Below are 14742 nucleotides of genomic sequence, written 5' to 3' on the forward strand. Positions count from 1 at the left end.
GGGGTGCTTACGCATGCGGCATGCCGCATGCGGATGCCGGGCCGGCGTCAGGAGAAGAAGTTCTTCACCTTGTCGGTCCAGGATTCGCTCTTGGGCGAATGGCGGTCGCCGCCGCTGTTCAGGGACGTCTCGAACTGGCGCAGCAGCGCCTTCTGTTCTTCGTTCAGGCGCACCGGGGTTTCCACCACGACGTGGCAGTACAGGTCGCCCGGATAGCTGGAGCGCACGCCCTTGATGCCCTTGCCGCGCAGGCGGAAGGTCTTGCCGGTCTGGGTGCCCTCGGGAATGGTGATTTCCCCCCGCCCCGACAGCGTCGGGACTTCCTGCACGCCGCCCAGCGCCGCCTTGGTGAAGGGGATGGTCAGCTCGCAGTGCAGGTCCTCGCCCTGGCGCTCGAAGATGCCGTGCGGCTTGATGCGGATTTCCACGTACAGGTCGCCCGGGGGGCCGCCGTTCAGGCCCGGCTCGCCGTTGCCGGTGGAGCGGATGCGCATGCCGTCGTCGATCCCGGCCGGGATCTTGACCTGCAGGGTCTTGTTCTTGCGGATGCGGCCCACGCCGTCGCAATCGCCGCAGGGATCGGGGATTTCCTTGCCGGTGCCGTGGCAGGTCGGGCAGGTCTGCTGGACGCTGAAGAAGCCCTGCTGCATGCGCACGGCGCCGCTGCCGCCGCAGGTGTGGCAGGTGCGCGGCGAGGTGCCGGGCCGGGCGCCCGAGCCGTGGCAGGTCTCGCAGGGTTCCCAGCTGGGGATGCGGATCTCGGTGTCGAAGCCGTTGGCCGCCTGCTCCAGGCTGATTTCCAGGGAATATTTCAGGTCGGCGCCGCGATAGACCTGCGGTCCGCCGCCGCCCCGGCGGCCCGCGGCGCCACCGAAGATTTCGCCGAAGATGTCGCCGAAGGCGTCGGCGAAGCCGCCCGCGCCGCCGCCCATGCCCGCGCCGGCCGCCGCGTTCGGGTCCACGCCGGCGTGGCCGAAGCGGTCGTAGGCCGAGCGCTTTTCCGCGTCGGACAGCATCTCGTAGGCTTCCTTGGCCTCCTTGAACTTGTCCTCGGCTTCCTTGCTGTCCGGATTGCGGTCCGGGTGGTACTTCATGGCCAGCTTGCGGTAGGCCTTGCGGATGTCGTCATCCGAGGCGTTCTTGGCGACCCCAAGGACTTCGTAGAAATCTCGTTTTGCCATTGGTCGATTACTTTGCTTGATGCGCTGCTATTTGAAGGACACCTGCCCGGACCGGCAGAAACCGGGACCGGGCAGGTGCGGGCGGATCGCCGCGTTCTTCCGGCGACCGCCGGGGGGCGGGCCGCAAGGGCGCGATGGCCGGCGGTCAGTCGCGCTTCACTTCCTTGAAGTCGGCATCGACCACGTCGTCTTCCGCCGCCGGCTTGGCGCCATCGGCCGCGGCCGCGCCCTCGGCCGCCTGCTTGGCCTGCATGTCGGCGTACATCTTCTCGCCGAGCTTCTGCGAAGCGGTGGCCAGGGCCTCGGTCTTGGCATCGATGGCGGCCTTGTCGTCGCCCTTGATGGCTTCTTCGAGGTCCTTGATGGCCGACTCGATGGCTTCCTTCTCGGCGGCTTCGAGCTTGTCGCCGTATTCCGTCAGGGACTTGCGCGTGGCGTGGACCAGGCCGTCGGCCTGGTTGCGCGCCTGCGCCAGTTCGGCGATGCGGTGGTCTTCCTCGGCGTTGGCCTCGGCGTCCTTCACCATGCGCTCGATCTCTTCCTCGGTCAGGCCGGAGCTGGCCTTGATCGTGATCTTGTTTTCCTTGCCGGTGCCCTTGTCCTTGGCCGACACGTGCAGGATGCCGTTGGCGTCGATGTCGAAGGTGACCTCGATCTGCGGCAGGCCGCGCGGGGCCGGCGGGATGCCTTCCAGGTTGAACTCGCCCAGGGCCTTGTTGCCCGCGGCGACTTCGCGCTCGCCCTGGTAGACCTTGATGGTCACGGCCGGCTGGTTGTCGTCGGCCGTGGAGAACACCTGCGAGAAGCGCGTCGGGATGGTGGTGTTCTTCTTGATCATCTTGGTCATGACGCCGCCCAGGGTCTCGATCCCCAGCGACAGCGGCGTCACGTCCAGCAGCAGCACGTCCTTGCGGTCGCCCGACAGCACGGAGCCCTGGATGGCGGCGCCGGCGGCGACGGCCTCGTCGGGGTTCACGTCCTTGCGCGGCTCGCGGCCGAAGAATTCCTTGACCTTTTCCTGCACCTTGGGCATGCGGGTCATGCCGCCGACCAGGATCACGTCGTCGATGTCGGAGACCTTGACGCCGGCGTCCTTGATCGCCACGCGGCAGGGCTCGATCGTGCGCTCGATCAGTTCCTCGACCAGCGCTTCCAGCTTGGAGCGGGTGATCTTCAGGTTCAGGTGCTTGGGACCGGAGGCGTCGGCCGTGATGTACGGCAGGTTGATCTCGGTCTGCTGCGTGGAGGACAGCTCGATCTTGGCCTTTTCGGCGGCTTCCTTGAGACGCTGCAGGGCGAGCACGTCCCTGGACAGATCGACGCCGGATTCCTTCTTGAATTCGGCGATGATGTACTCGATGATGCGCTGGTCGAAGTCCTCGCCGCCCAGGAAGGTGTCGCCGTTGGTCGACAGCACCTCGAACTGCTTTTCGCCGTCCACGTCCGCGATCTCGATGATGGACACGTCGAAGGTCCCGCCGCCCAGGTCATAGACGGCGATCTTGCGGTCGCCGCGCTCGGACTTGTCCAGGCCGAAGGCCAGGGCCGCCGCGGTCGGCTCGTTGATGATGCGCTTGACTTCCAGGCCGGCGATGCGCCCCGCGTCCTTGGTCGCCTGGCGCTGGCTGTCGTTGAAGTAGGCCGGCACCGTGATCACGGCCTCGGTGACTTCCTCGCCCAGGTAGTCCTCGGCGGTCTTCTTCATCTTGCGCAGGATGTCGGCCGACACCTGCGGGGGGGCGAGCTTCTTGTCCTGCGCCTCGACCCAGGCGTCGCCGTTGTCGGCCTTGAGGATCCTGTAGGGCATCAGGTCGATGTCCTTCTGCACGGCCTTTTCGTCGAACTTGCGGCCGATCAGGCGCTTGACCGCGAAGATGGTGTTCTTGGGGTTGGTGACGGCCTGGCGCTTGGCGGGGGCGCCCACCAGGATTTCGCCGTCCTGCATGTAGGCGACGATGGACGGCGTGGTGCGCGCGCCCTCGGAATTCTCGATGATCTTGACCTTGGAGCCGTCCAGCACTGCGACGCAGCTGTTGGTCGTGCCCAGGTCGATGCCGATGATCTTGCTCATGTTGGATCCTGTCGATGTTTGAATGGCTGGGCGGGCTTCATGCCCGCCGATGAATCGAATATGGGGTTGTAAATCCCCGTTTCAAGGCCGGCTGCGGGGCTCAGGCGGGGCCTGCCGACACCATGACCAGCGCCGGGCGCAGCACGCGGTCGGCGATCAGGTAGCCCTTCTGCAGCGTCTGGGCGACGGCGCCCTGGGGGTGCTCGGAGGGCACGTTGGAGATCGCCTGGTGGCGGTGCGGATCGAAGGTGTCGCCCGGCGCCGGCGCGATCTCGCGCATCTGGTTGCGCTCGAAGGCGGCGTTCAGCTGCCGCAGGGTGGCCTCGACGCCCTGGCGCCAGTCCTCGGCGGTCTGGTTTTCCTGGGCCAGCGCGGCCTCCAGGCTGTCGCGCACGGGGATCAGGCTCTCGGCGAACGATTCCGTGCCGAACTTGCGGGCCTTGGACACCTCGTCCTGGGCGCGGCGGCGGACGTTCTCGACCTCCGCATGCGCGCGCAGCAGCTGGTCGTGGTAATCGGCGACCTGCTTCTGGGCCTCGTCGAGCAGCGCGGCGAGGTCCTCGCCCGGCTGCGCGGGGGCGGGTTCGGCGGCATCGGCCGGATGCTGGCCGGTGGACTGGGGTTCGGCGCTCGGCGCGGCTTGCGGGTCCAAGTCTTCCTGGGGAGCCGACATGGTGAAATCTCCAATGCTGAAAGGGGTAACAAAAGGATAGATGAGGGCGCGGGCGCGTTCTTCAAGCCCCGGCATGGCGATGGGCGGGCCGGCCCCCGGCGCGGCGCCGCGCACCGGACGCGGCGGACGCACCGGACGCGGCGGTCCGGGGCGGCGCGGGCGGCAGCGCGCGAGCGGGCCTCACGTCCAGCCGGCCAGGTTGTCGGCGATCAGCCCGGCGAAATCGCGCGCCCAGTCCGGCTCGGCGTTCAGGCAGGGAATGTAGCGGAAGGCCCGCCCGCCCGCCGCCAGGAAGGCCTCGCGGCAGCCCATGTCGATTTCTTCCAGGGTCTCCAGGCAGTCGGCCAGGAACCCCGGGCACATCAGGTCCACCGTGCCGACGCCTTCCCTGCCCCAGGCCTCCAGCGTGGGCTGGGTGTAGGGCTGCAGCCAGGGCGCCGCCCCGAAGCGGCTCTGGAAGGTCACGTGCAGGCGCGCGCCGTCGGCGCCCAGGCGTTCGCGCAAGGCCCGCGCGGTTGCCTGGCAGTCGCGGAAATAGGGGTCGCCCTGGCGCACCGACTGCTGGGGCAGGCCGTGGAAGCTGAGCAGCAGCCGGTCGGGCCTGCCGGCCCGGTCCCAGTGCGCGCGCACCGAGCGGTGCAGCGCGTCCACATAGGCGTCGGACGTGTGGAAACGGTCCAGGAAGCGCAGCGTGGGCTGGTGGCGCAGCCGCGCCAGGTGCGCGGCCACCGCGTCCACCGCCGTGGCCGTGGTGCTGGCGGCGTACTGCGGATACATCGGCACCGCCAGGATGCGGCCGCAACCGGCCGCGCGCAGGGCGTCCAGGGCGCCGGCCAGGGCCGGCCGGCCGTAGCGCATGCCCAGTTCGACCCGCACGTCCAGGCCGCGGCCGCGCAGGGCCGCCGCCACCGCGTCGGCCAGGTCCCGGCTGTGCACCAGCAGGGGCGAGCCCCGTTCGAGCCAGATCTGGGCGTATTTCGGCGCGATGGCGGCCGGCCGGCGCGTCAGCACGAACAGGCGCAGGATGATCTGCCACAGCGCGGCGGGCAGTTCCACCACCCGGGGGTCGGACAGGAACTCGCCCAGGTAGCGGCGCACCGCCGCCGGGGTCGGCGCGTCGGGCGTGCCCAGGTTGATCAGCAGCACGCCCAGCGGCCCGCGGCCGGGGCCGGGCGCGTCCGGGTCGAGCGCCCGGGGATCGGGCGCTTCGGGGAGGAAACGGCTCATGGTCGGAAAACAGGAAGAGGCGGCATCAGGAGGCCGCCTGGCCGAGGGCGTTGGACAGCATGCGGGCGGTGATGTCGACGATGGGGATGACGCGGTCGTAGGCCATGCGGCTGGGGCCGATGACGCCCAGCGTGCCGATCACCTGGCCGTCGACCCCGTAGGGGGCGGTGATGACCGACACGTCCTCGAGCGGCACCAGGCGGGAATCGCCGCCGATGTAGATCTGCACGCCCTGCGCGCGGCTGGAGACGTCCAGCAGGTGCAGCAGGTCGGTCTTCTGCTCGAACAGCTGGAACAGGCGGCGCAGGCGGTCCATGTTGGCGGTCATTTCGGACACACCCAGCAACTTGCCCTCGCCGGAGATCACCACGGCCTCGTCGTCCGTGTCTGGCGTATCCAGGCCGGCGTCCACGGCCTGCTGCATCAGGCGGGAGATGTCGGTGCGCAGCGAGGCGAGCTCGTCGGCCAGGGCCTGGCGGACCGCGTGGAAGGACTTGCCGGAGAACTGCCGGTTGAAGAAATTGGAGGCTTCCAGCAGTTCGGCCTCGGAGTATTCGCGCGAGACGAACAGGATGCGGTTCTGCACGTCGCCGTTGGGCGTGACGATGATGAGCAGCACGCGGCGGTCCGACAGGCGGATGAATTCGATGTGGCGGAAGACCTGGGTGCGCTTGGGCGTGAGCACCACGCCGGCGAACTGGGACAGGTTCGACAGCAGCGTGGCGGCGGCGGTCACGGCGCGGCCGGGTTCGGCCGCCAGCAGGCAGTCCTCGATCCGCAGGTCGGGGCTGAGCTCGTAGGGCCGGGCGGTCAGCAGGCTGTCGACGAACATGCGGTAGCCGCGCGGCGTGGGCACGCGCCCCGCCGAGGTGTGCGGGCTGTGGATCAGCCCCAGGTCTTCCAGATCGGCCATGACGTTGCGGATCGTGGCCGGAGAGAGATCAAAGACCTTCGACAGCGTGCGCGACCCCACGGGCTGGCCGTCCGCGATGTAGCGTTCGACCAGCGCCTTCAGCAACGTCTTGGCTCGATCATCCATGTCCATTTCATCCAGCATGCGGGATGGAAACGGCCCGCCCGCATCGGCAGCCGCGCCCTCCTCCCCTATAATCGGATACGCCTATTATTCCATTAAATTCCGGGAGGCCCCCCGCCCATGCACTTCAAGACCGTCGCCCTGATCGGGCGCCACCAGGACAGCGGCATGGACGCGCCCCTGCGCCGGCTGGGCCGGGTCCTGTCCTCGGCGGGCTGCGACGTCCTGATCGAGGCCGACACGGGCCGCAACACTGGCGTGGCCGATTTCCCCCTGGCATCCTACGAAGACATCGGCGCGCGCGCCGACCTGGCCATCATCATGGGCGGCGACGGCACCATGCTGGCGGCCGCGCGCCAGCTGGCCACCTCGGGCGTGGCCATGATCGGCATCAACCACGGCCGCCTGGGCTTCATCACCGACATCCCCCTGGGCAGCGCCGACGAAGCCATCACCCGCGTCCTGAACGGCGCCTTCGTCCAGGACGAGCGCATCCTCCTCGAAGGCCGCGTGATGCGCGGCGGCGAGACCATCTTCTCCGGCCTGGCGCTGAACGACGTGATCATCAACCGCGCCGGGCGCGGCGGCATGATCGAACTGCGCGTCGAATGCAACGGCGCCTTCATGCACAGCCAGCGCGCCGACGGCCTGATCATCGCCACGCCCACGGGCTCGACGGCCTACGCCCTGTCGGCCGGCGGGCCGATCCTGCACCCCCAGGTCAACGCCCTGGTGCTGGTGCCCGTCGCCCCGCAGACCCTGTCGAACCGGCCCATCACCCTGCCCGACGACAGCGTGCTGAACATCACCATCAGCGCCCTGGGCCGGGTGGAATCCGGCGCCAGCGTGCACTTCGACATGCAGGCCCTGTCCAACTGCCAGGAAGGCGACCGCATCGACGTGCGCCGCAGCCCCCACCGCGTCCGTTTCCTGCACCCCCAGGGTTACAGCTATTTCTCCACCCTGCGCAGCAAGCTGAACTGGAACCGCATGCTGCATCCCTGGGACGAACCCGACCAATAGACCCGACGGCCACAGCCACCCCTCGCCATGCTGCGCGCGCTGCACATCCGCGACTTCGTCATCGTCGACCAGGCCGACATCGCCTTCGAGGCCGGCTTCACCGTGTTTTCCGGCGAGACCGGGGCCGGCAAGTCGATCCTGATCGACGCCCTGGCGCTGGCCCTGGGCGGCCGGGGCGACGCCGCGCTGATCCGCCAAGGCGCCCCGCGCGCCGACATCAGCGCCGTCTTCGACGCGCCCGAGGCCGCCGCCGGCTGGCTGGCCGAGCAGGCTCTGGAAGGCCCGGAACTCATCCTGCGCCGCGTCATCGACGCCCAGGGCCGCAGCAAGGCCTGGATCAACGGCGTGCCGGCCACCCTGGGCCAGCTGCGCGACCTGGGCGCCCTGCTGGTGGACATCCACGGCCAGCACGCCCACCAGAGCCTGCTGCAGCCCGCCAGCCAGCGCGAGCTGCTGGACACCCAGGGCGGGCACGCCGAGCAGGCGCGCGCCGTGCAGCAGGCCTGGACCGACTGGCGCCAGGCGCAGGCGGCGCTGGACGCCGCCCGCAGCGACGCGGCCGGCCAGGCGGCCTTGCTGGAGCGGCTGGCCGCGGACGTGGCCTGGCTGGACGAACTGGCGCCTGAGCCGGGCGAATGGCCGGAACTCTGCGCCCGCCAATCCCGCCTCGCGCACGCCCAGGCCCTGCTGGCCGGCGCCGGCCAGGCCGTCGAGGCGCTGGACGGCGAATCGGGCTCGGCGGCCCAGGCCCTGCACGCCGCGATCCATTCGCTGCAGTCCCTGGTGCGCCACGATCCCTCTCTGGAAGAACACTGTCAGGCGCTGGAATCGGCGCGCATCCTGTGCGCGGAAACCGTGTCCGGCCTGAACGCCTACGCCGACCGCCTGGAGCCAGACCCCGACGCCCTGGCGCAGGCCGACGCCCGCATGGGCCGCATGTTCGAGGCCGCCCGGCGCTTCCACGTCGAGCCCGACGCCCTGGCCGAACACCATGAAACGCTGCGCGCCCAGCTGCGCCAGGCCGAGGCCGGCCAGGACCTGGAGGCGCTGGAACGCGCCTGCCGCCAGGCCGAATCGCACTACATGGAACTGGCCCGCGCGCTGGGCGCCGCGCGGCGCGCCACGGCCGTCCAGCTCGCCGCGCAGGTCACGGCCGCCATGCAGACCCTGTCCATGGACGGCGGCGCCTTCGACGTCGCCCTGGCGGACTGCAAGCCTTCCGCGCACGGCCTGGAAACCGTCGAATTCCTCGTCGCCGGCCACGCCGGCGTCCCGCCCCGGCCGCTGGCGCGCGTGGCCTCCGGCGGCGAACTGGCGCGCATTTCCCTGGCCCTGTCGGTGATCGCCAGCCAGGCGGCGCGGGTCCCCACCCTGATCTTCGACGAAGTGGACGCCGGCATCGGCGGCGCGGTGGCCGAGGTCGTCGGCCGCCTGCTGCGCGAACTGGGCGCGCGCCATCAGGTCCTGTGCGTCACCCACCTGCCCCAGGTCGCGGCCTGCGCCGCGCGGCATTTCCGCGTCAGCAAGGCCACCCGCGCCGGCCGCACGCTGTCGGCCATCCGGCCGCTGGACGCGGAATCCCGCACGGAGGAAATCGCCCGCATGCTGGGCGGACTGAAGATGACGGACGCCACGCGCACCCACGCCCGCGAGATGCTGGCGTCGGGGCAGGCGGCGCGCTAGAGGGCCGGAAAAGCTAGGAGACCGGGAAGATCAGGCCTTCTTGGCGGCCGAGCACTTCGGGCAGATGCCGTAGAGCATCATGTTGTGGCTTTCGAGGGTGAAGCCGTTTTCCTTGGCCACCCGATGCTGGCGCTTTTCGATTTCCGCGTCGGAGAATTCCACCACCCGGCCGCAGTTGGTGCAGATCAGGTGATCGTGGTGATCGCCGTCGTTGAGCTCGAACACCGCCTTGCCGCCATCGAACTGGCTGCGCAGCAGAATGCCCGCCTGCTCGAACTGGGTCAGCACGCGGTAGACGGTGGCCAGGCCGATGTCCACGTCTTCCGCGATCAATGCGCGATAGACGTCCTCGGCGCTGTGGTGGCGGGTTTCCGCCTTGCGGAATATATCGAGGATCTTCAGGCGCGGAAACGTCGCCTTCAGACCCATGGTCTTGAGTTCGATCTGGTCGTTCATGGTTCAAGTATCCCGGGGAATGCGGCAAAAGGCAAGCGGGCCGGAACCCCCCGCATCCAGCCGCGCGCATGCGCAAATCCGAATTCCCTTTATGATAGCGGTTTTAGCGGCCGCGGATGCGCGGCCATCGCATCCACCACGGGGGCTTTCGTGCACATCCGATCCAGCGCTCAATCCCACAGGCTGACCTTATGCCTGGCCGCCAGCGTCATGGCGCTGGGCCTTGCGGGCTGCGGCTCGACCAACTGGGGCTTTCCCTATCGGGCCACCATCCAGCAGGGCAACTGGATCACCACCGAGCAGGTCGCCAAGCTCGAAACCGGCATGACCCGCGACCAGGTGCGCTTCATCCTGGGCACCCCCACGCTGCAGGACATCTTCCACGCCGAGCGCTGGGACTACCCCTATTACAACCAGCCCGGCTACGGCAAGGACGAACTGCGCAAGTTCACCGTCTGGTTCGAGAACGACCAGCTGGTGCGCTGGACGGGCGACGAGCAGCCCGACCGCCAGCCCTTCCAGCGGGCCGACAGCGGCAAGGAAGCCGTCCAGTCCGCCGAGTCCGAACGCGCCGCCCGGCAGGCCGCGTCTCCGGGCGTGGATCCCGCCGCCTCCCCCAGCGGCCAGGGGGCCGGCGTCACGCCGCAGGCCACCATCGAAACCGGCGCCGGCGGCAAGAACCGCCAGGAGGGCCAGCAATAATGCGCATCGCCATCGCGGGCGCCTCGGGCCGCATGGGGCGCATGCTGATCCAGGCCGTCCTGGATTCCCCGGACCTCACCCTGGCCGTCGCGCTGGACCGCTCCGGCAGCGATGCCATCGGCCAGGACGCCGGCGCCTTCCTGGGCGTCGATACGGGCGTGCGCATCACCGGCAGCCTGGACGCCCTGGCCGGCGCCGACTGCCTGATCGACTTCACCCGGCCCGAAGGCACCCTGGCCCACCTGGACGCCTGCGTCGCGCACGGCGTCAAGTGCGTCATCGGCACCACCGGCTTCGACGCCGAAGGCAAGCAGGCCATCCGCGCCGCCGCCCAGAAGACCGCCATCGTCTTCTCCCCCAACATGAGCGTGGGCGTCAACGCCACCCTCAAGCTGCTGGACATGGCCGCCCGGCTGCTGAACAGCGGCTACGACGTCGAAGTCTTCGAGGCCCACCACCGCAACAAGGTCGACGCGCCCTCCGGCACCGCCCTGGCCATGGGCGAGGCCGTGGCGCGCGCCTGGGGCAAGCCGCTGGACGAGATCGCCGACTGGGCGCGCCACGGCGACACCGGCCCGCGCGAAACCGGCCGCATCGGCTTTTCCGTGCTGCGTGGCGGCGACATCGTCGGCGACCACACCGTGTATTTCTGCGGCACCGGCGAACGCATCGAGATCAGCCACCGCTCCAGCAGCCGCGCCACCTACGCCCAGGGCAGCCTGCGCGCCGCCCGCTACCTGGCCCGGCGCGAATTCGGCCTGTTCGACATGCAGGACGTGCTGGCGACCTGAACGCAGGGCCGTCCGGACGGCAAAGGGCCTGCGTTCGATCCGCAGGCCCTTCGTCTTTCATGCCGCGCCGGATCGGGCGGCCCGGCCGGACTCAGTCCAGGACCACGGGCTCCTGCTCCAGGCCCACGCCGAATCTTTTTCGCACGTCGGCGCGCACGGCCCGCGCCAGGGCCTGCACGTCCGCCGCCCGCGCGCCGCCATGGTTCACCAGCACCAGCGCCTGGCGCTCGTGCATGCCCACCGGCCCCAGGCGCCGCCCCTTCCAGCCCGCCTGTTCGATCAGCCAGCCCGCCGCCAGCTTGACCCGGCCGTCCGCCTGGGGATAGGTCCGCAGCGCCGGAAACTGCCGCCGGAGGCGATCCGCCTGGTCCGCATCGACCACCGGATTCTTGAAGAAGCTGCCCGCATTGGCGAGCACCGCCGGATCCGGCAGCTTGCGGCGGCGGATGTCGCACACCGCGTCGAAGACCTGGCGCGGCGTCGGCATCGTTGCCGCCGCTGCATGCGCCGGGCCGCCGGCGCCCGATGCCCCGCCCGCCCCCCGCAGCCCGGGATGGTCGCGCAGGTCCGGATAGTCCAGGCGCGGCGTCCAGGCCTTGGGCAGCGCGAAACGCACCCGCACGATCAGCCAGCGCCCCGCCCCGTCGCGCCTGAACAGGCTGTCGCGGTACGCGAAGCCGCACTCGTCCGGGCGCAGCGTGCGTTCCCCGCCCGCCCGCAGGTCCCAGGCCACCACCGAATGCAGGCGCTGGTCCAGCTCCAGCCCGTAGGCGCCGATGTTCTGCACCGGCGCCGCGCCCACCGTTCCCGGGATCAGGGCCAGGTTCTCCAGCCCCGGCCAGCCCCGCGCCAGGCAGTGCGCCACGAAGCCATGCCAGGACTCGCCCGCCGCGGCCTCGACGATCCAGTGGCCGGCGGCATCGTCCCACAGGCGGATGCCGCGCAGCGCCACCCGCAGGACACGATGGCGCGGCCGCGCCTCGATCACCAGATTGCTGCCGCCGCCCAGCACGAACAGCGGCGCATCCGTCTGCCCGCCGGCCGCCAGGGCTTCGCACAGCGCGGGAATGGCCGACTCGTCCTCCAGTACCGCCACCGGCGCGCGCGCCGGCAGGCCCAGGGTGTTGCAGGCCTGCAGATCCTGTTCGGAGAAGACGGGCGGCTGGGCGGACATGAGGATGATGGCGGTCGGATTGGAGGGGATCGAGCGGAAGGCGTAAGCATACCGCGCGGGGATGCGCCGGATGGCGGGGGAATCGAGGGAACCGGATTGGGAAACCGGCACCCACACCGGATCCACAACGGAATGGCCGCCAACCGAGCCACGCCCGAACAGATCCACACCCGAACACAACTCCACACCCGAACACAACTCCACACCCGAACACAACTCCACACCCGAATTTGACAGCCCCTGATTTCGTGCTTTATAGTTCTGCCTCTTGCTTGATTGCGTATCGGCAACAGCGCCCCCAAGGGGACTGAAGCCCAGTCTGAAAGATCGTGCGATTTGACAGACTGAAAAATACACAATACAATGCATGGCTTAGCTGGATAGCTAAGAAACGCGGGAATAGCTCAGTTGGTAGAGCGCAACCTTGCCAAGGTTGAGGTCGCGAGTTCGAGACTCGTTTCCCGCTCCAGATTTTGACCTGCAGACTTCTACTAGTGTCTACAAGTCTTTGAAAAAAGGAGCTTCGGCTCCTTTTTTCATTCCAGCGAGCGCCACGGAAATCCACCCACAGCCAGCGTTTTTGAGGCGCCAATTGGGGCACAAGAATGCGGGTGGGTCGGCTACCGGATAGTTGCTGGGGTTGAGCGAGGCCCGCGCCGAACGGGACAAGGCCCGGCTCTACGGCTCTACCCCATAAACGGGGGATGAGCATTCACTAGACACGGTTGATCACACCGTTCCAACCGCACCGGGCCAAGACCCGCATGCGGTAATTCTCAAAATTCCTGAAGCCCTACGCTCTGCGCGAGAGCATCTCCATTTTCGTGTGAAATCCTTCGGTGTGACCCAGCTGAGCTGGTACGGTCAAACTAGTACTGGCCAATACAGGCTGACCTTCAGCGACGGCCCCCGTGGCCAGCATCATATGGACGTCTGTGGCGAAGGCGATGCAATCGAAAGAAGTCACCTCGCACGTTTGGCATCGGAAAGTGGCGTGCCGGAAAAAATCGCCGGGACGGTGATCGATGGGATGCTGGAGCACGCCTCGACATTCATTCAGCGTGCTGAAAAATTCCCGATTCGACGCGCCACGCGGCAGATGATGAGCCGTGCACTCGAAAGAAGCCGCCAGCGTTTGGTGAAAGGTCGATGAGTCACTGACCAGCCGCCTGCCGCTGCCGGGCCAGGCGAACGAGGCCAGACGAACGAGGCCATCGAACGTTTCCCCGAAAATATCGACACCAGAGTGACGCTCCCTGTTGCAAGTCCTCGTTGCTTCACGCTCACACGCTTTTGCCGACGGTCTGCCCCTGCTCCTTGAGCCAGGCGTCATGCAGCCACTTTTCCGTCTTGCGGCGGCCGGGGAAGGTGATCCACACGATGTCGCGCTCGAACACCATCGGCTTTTCGTCGGCGCCGACGATGACCCAGAACCAGCGCCCATCGGCCAGGTTGCGCGCCTTGACCTTCATGCCGGTCAGCGTCACCGTTTCGGCGCGGCCGTCGCGCTGGACGCGCACGGAGAAGGCGTGCGGCGCACCGAAATCGCGTACAGCGCCGCGGCGCCCAGCAGCGCGGCCAGCAGCAGGAAGGCGTTTTCAACCGGCCAGGCAGCGGTCTGCCGCGCCAGCCACGGCCCCAGGCTGGCCCCGACGAACAGCACGAAGGTGTAGAACGCCACGGCGAGGCCGCGGAGCGGCGCTTCGGCAGCGCCGGCCACCCGCGCGATCAAGCCCGGCACGCTGATGCCGATGCCGGCGATGAACACCACGCTGGCGGCCAGCAACCCGTACAGGTGCGCACGGCCGGCCCAGGCACACAAGCCGAGGCCGGCGGTAGCAACGAGCAGCCCGATCGCCACGACGCGCCTGGCGCCCCAGCGCGGCATGACGACTGCCACGGCCAGCGGTGCGAGAAAGCCCGGCAAGGCCAGCTCGCGTGCGGCCAGGGCAGAGATGCCCCGCGTCTGCAGCGCCGGCCCGAGCCGCGCATCCAGCACGAGGTAGAACGCGACGAAGCACATCAGAAGCAACAGCGCCGGAGCATAGACGCGGCGCAGTTGCGGATCGGCCAGCAGCCGGCCGAACTGGCGGTATCCGCCCGGCAGCGGGGCATTGGAAGCGCGGGCCGGATCGGCCGGCGTGCGCCACAACCAGCAGGCGGTCAAGGCGAAGAGGGCGGCCAGCGGCAGCAGCGCCACACCCAGTCCCCAGCGTCCCGCGACCGACGCGCCATAGACCTGTCCGAGCAGTCCGGCGGACAGGAAGGCGGTGCTCAACCACGCGACGCTCCACACCCGTTGACGCGGCGTGCCGCGTTCGGCCAGGTAGGCGATGGCCACCGGCGGGAAAGCGGCGGCGGCCAGCCCCTGCACGGCGCGGCCGGCCAGCAGCAGCGGTGCCGACTTGGCGGCGGCCAGCAGCGCGGTGACGAGCGCCAGCGCCATCAATCCGCACACCATGACACGGCGGCGGCCCAGCCGATCCGACAGCGGGCCGAAGATCAGGAAACCCGAGGCATACGCCAGGCCGAAGGCGCTGATGACGCCGGCCGCCGCCGAGCCGAGTCCGTGGGTCTGCGCCAGTTGCGGCAGGATCGGCAGCGGCAGGTAAAGCAGGGACACCACGGCCAGCGCACACGCCACCAACAAGGTGCGCAGGGAAAAGGACGGCAGGTGCTGAGGTTGCATGTGCGCTCCAAATAAACAGCAAGCTACATAAATGTT

General features: G+C 68.9%; 14 protein-coding genes and 1 tRNA gene. 6 read left to right on the top strand and 9 right to left on the bottom strand.

What is annotated here, in order from left to right:
• Positions 1 to 47: 47 nt before the first annotated feature.
• From dnaJ to hrcA, 5 genes are all read right to left on the bottom strand, one after another.
• Positions 48 to 1181, bottom strand: coding sequence for a molecular chaperone DnaJ (dnaJ, locus tag HNR28_RS04800; RefSeq protein ID WP_151025457.1), 1134 nt, complete (start codon positions 1179 to 1181; stop codon positions 48 to 50).
• A gap of 145 nt (positions 1182 to 1326) precedes the next feature.
• Complete coding sequence (dnaK, locus tag HNR28_RS04805) at positions 1327 to 3252, bottom strand: molecular chaperone DnaK (protein WP_043681245.1); 1926 nt, start codon at positions 3250 to 3252, stop codon at positions 1327 to 1329.
• 100 nt (positions 3253 to 3352) lie between these two features.
• Positions 3353 to 3925, bottom strand: a complete 573-nt coding sequence (grpE, locus tag HNR28_RS04810) for a nucleotide exchange factor GrpE (protein WP_043681241.1) — start codon at positions 3923 to 3925, stop codon at positions 3353 to 3355.
• A 180-nt stretch (positions 3926 to 4105) separates the two neighbouring features.
• On the bottom strand, positions 4106 to 5152 hold the full coding sequence (gene hemH, locus HNR28_RS04815; protein ID WP_151024625.1) for a ferrochelatase: 1047 nt from the start codon (positions 5150 to 5152) through the stop codon (positions 4106 to 4108).
• 25 nt (positions 5153 to 5177) lie between these two features.
• Positions 5178 to 6191, bottom strand: coding sequence for a heat-inducible transcriptional repressor HrcA (gene hrcA, locus HNR28_RS04820; RefSeq protein WP_151024626.1), 1014 nt, complete (start codon positions 6189 to 6191; stop codon positions 5178 to 5180).
• A gap of 117 nt (positions 6192 to 6308) precedes the next feature.
• On the opposite strand from hrcA, the gene HNR28_RS04825 reads away from it, so the two are divergent.
• On the top strand, positions 6309 to 7211 hold the full coding sequence (locus tag HNR28_RS04825) for an NAD kinase (RefSeq protein ID WP_043681233.1): 903 nt from the start codon (positions 6309 to 6311) through the stop codon (positions 7209 to 7211).
• Between the two features lie 27 nt (positions 7212 to 7238).
• On the top strand, positions 7239 to 8894 hold the full coding sequence (gene recN / locus HNR28_RS04830) for a DNA repair protein RecN (protein ID WP_151024627.1): 1656 nt from the start codon (positions 7239 to 7241) through the stop codon (positions 8892 to 8894).
• Positions 8895 to 8924: 30 nt separating this feature from the next.
• Here the strand turns inward: recN and fur are convergent, their stop codons facing one another.
• Positions 8925 to 9350, bottom strand: coding sequence for a ferric iron uptake transcriptional regulator (gene fur / locus HNR28_RS04835; protein WP_043681227.1), 426 nt, complete (start codon positions 9348 to 9350; stop codon positions 8925 to 8927).
• 210 nt (positions 9351 to 9560) lie between these two features.
• On the opposite strand from fur, the gene HNR28_RS04840 reads away from it, so the two are divergent.
• Together HNR28_RS04840 and dapB are read left to right on the top strand one after the other, a co-directional pair.
• On the top strand, positions 9561 to 10052 hold the full coding sequence (locus tag HNR28_RS04840; RefSeq protein WP_052355646.1) for an outer membrane protein assembly factor BamE: 492 nt from the start codon (positions 9561 to 9563) through the stop codon (positions 10050 to 10052).
• Positions 10052 to 10843, top strand: coding sequence for a 4-hydroxy-tetrahydrodipicolinate reductase (dapB, locus tag HNR28_RS04845; RefSeq protein WP_151024628.1), 792 nt, complete (start codon positions 10052 to 10054; stop codon positions 10841 to 10843). Before HNR28_RS04840 ends, dapB begins: the two co-directional genes overlap by 1 nt.
• 91 nt (positions 10844 to 10934) lie before the next feature.
• On the opposite strand, the gene murB is transcribed toward dapB, so the two are convergent.
• A complete protein-coding gene (murB, locus tag HNR28_RS04850) occupies positions 10935 to 12017 on the bottom strand; it encodes a UDP-N-acetylmuramate dehydrogenase (RefSeq protein ID WP_151024640.1) in 1083 nt (360 codons plus the stop codon).
• Positions 12018 to 12410: 393 nt separating this feature from the next.
• On the opposite strand from murB, the gene HNR28_RS04855 reads away from it, so the two are divergent.
• Positions 12411 to 12486 (top strand) — tRNA-Gly (locus HNR28_RS04855).
• A gap of 372 nt (positions 12487 to 12858) precedes the next feature.
• On the top strand, positions 12859 to 13170 hold the full coding sequence (locus HNR28_RS04860; protein ID WP_170288460.1) for a hypothetical protein: 312 nt from the start codon (positions 12859 to 12861) through the stop codon (positions 13168 to 13170).
• Positions 13171 to 13300: 130 nt separating this feature from the next.
• Here HNR28_RS04860 and HNR28_RS04865 read toward each other — a convergent pair whose 3' ends face one another.
• Together HNR28_RS04865 and HNR28_RS04870 are read right to left on the bottom strand one after the other, a co-directional pair.
• Positions 13301 to 13537 (bottom strand): hypothetical protein, encoded by a 237-nt coding sequence (locus tag HNR28_RS04865; RefSeq protein WP_244978176.1) that lies wholly within the window; start codon positions 13535 to 13537, stop codon positions 13301 to 13303.
• Positions 13501 to 14706: an MFS transporter gene (locus HNR28_RS04870; protein ID WP_151024629.1), complete on the bottom strand. Its 1206-nt coding sequence runs from the start codon at positions 14704 to 14706 to the stop codon at positions 13501 to 13503. Before HNR28_RS04870 ends, HNR28_RS04865 begins: the two co-directional genes overlap by 37 nt.
• Positions 14707 to 14742: the final 36 nt, after the last annotated feature.

This window comes from Castellaniella defragrans (assembly GCF_014203015.1).
GTDB lineage: Bacteria > Pseudomonadota > Gammaproteobacteria > Burkholderiales > Burkholderiaceae_B > Castellaniella > Castellaniella defragrans.

Coding starts and splice junctions, on each gene's coding strand:
- dnaJ (WP_151025457.1), bottom strand. CDS start 1,181: ATGGCAAAACGAGATTTCTACGAAGTCCTTGGGGTCGCCAAGAACGCC.
- dnaK (WP_043681245.1), bottom strand. CDS start 3,252: ATGAGCAAGATCATCGGCATCGACCTGGGCACGACCAACAGCTGCGTC.
- grpE (WP_043681241.1), bottom strand. CDS start 3,925: ATGTCGGCTCCCCAGGAAGACTTGGACCCGCAAGCCGCGCCGAGCGCC.
- hemH (WP_151024625.1), bottom strand. CDS start 5,152: ATGAGCCGTTTCCTCCCCGAAGCGCCCGATCCCCGGGCGCTCGACCCG.
- hrcA (WP_151024626.1), bottom strand. CDS start 6,191: ATGGATGATCGAGCCAAGACGTTGCTGAAGGCGCTGGTCGAACGCTAC.
- HNR28_RS04825 (WP_043681233.1), top strand. CDS start 6,309: ATGCACTTCAAGACCGTCGCCCTGATCGGGCGCCACCAGGACAGCGGC.
- recN (WP_151024627.1), top strand. CDS start 7,239: ATGCTGCGCGCGCTGCACATCCGCGACTTCGTCATCGTCGACCAGGCC.
- fur (WP_043681227.1), bottom strand. CDS start 9,350: ATGAACGACCAGATCGAACTCAAGACCATGGGTCTGAAGGCGACGTTT.
- HNR28_RS04840 (WP_052355646.1), top strand. CDS start 9,561: ATGGCGCTGGGCCTTGCGGGCTGCGGCTCGACCAACTGGGGCTTTCCC.
- dapB (WP_151024628.1), top strand. CDS start 10,052: ATGCGCATCGCCATCGCGGGCGCCTCGGGCCGCATGGGGCGCATGCTG.
- murB (WP_151024640.1), bottom strand. CDS start 12,017: ATGTCCGCCCAGCCGCCCGTCTTCTCCGAACAGGATCTGCAGGCCTGC.
- HNR28_RS04870 (WP_151024629.1), bottom strand. CDS start 14,706: ATGCAACCTCAGCACCTGCCGTCCTTTTCCCTGCGCACCTTGTTGGTG.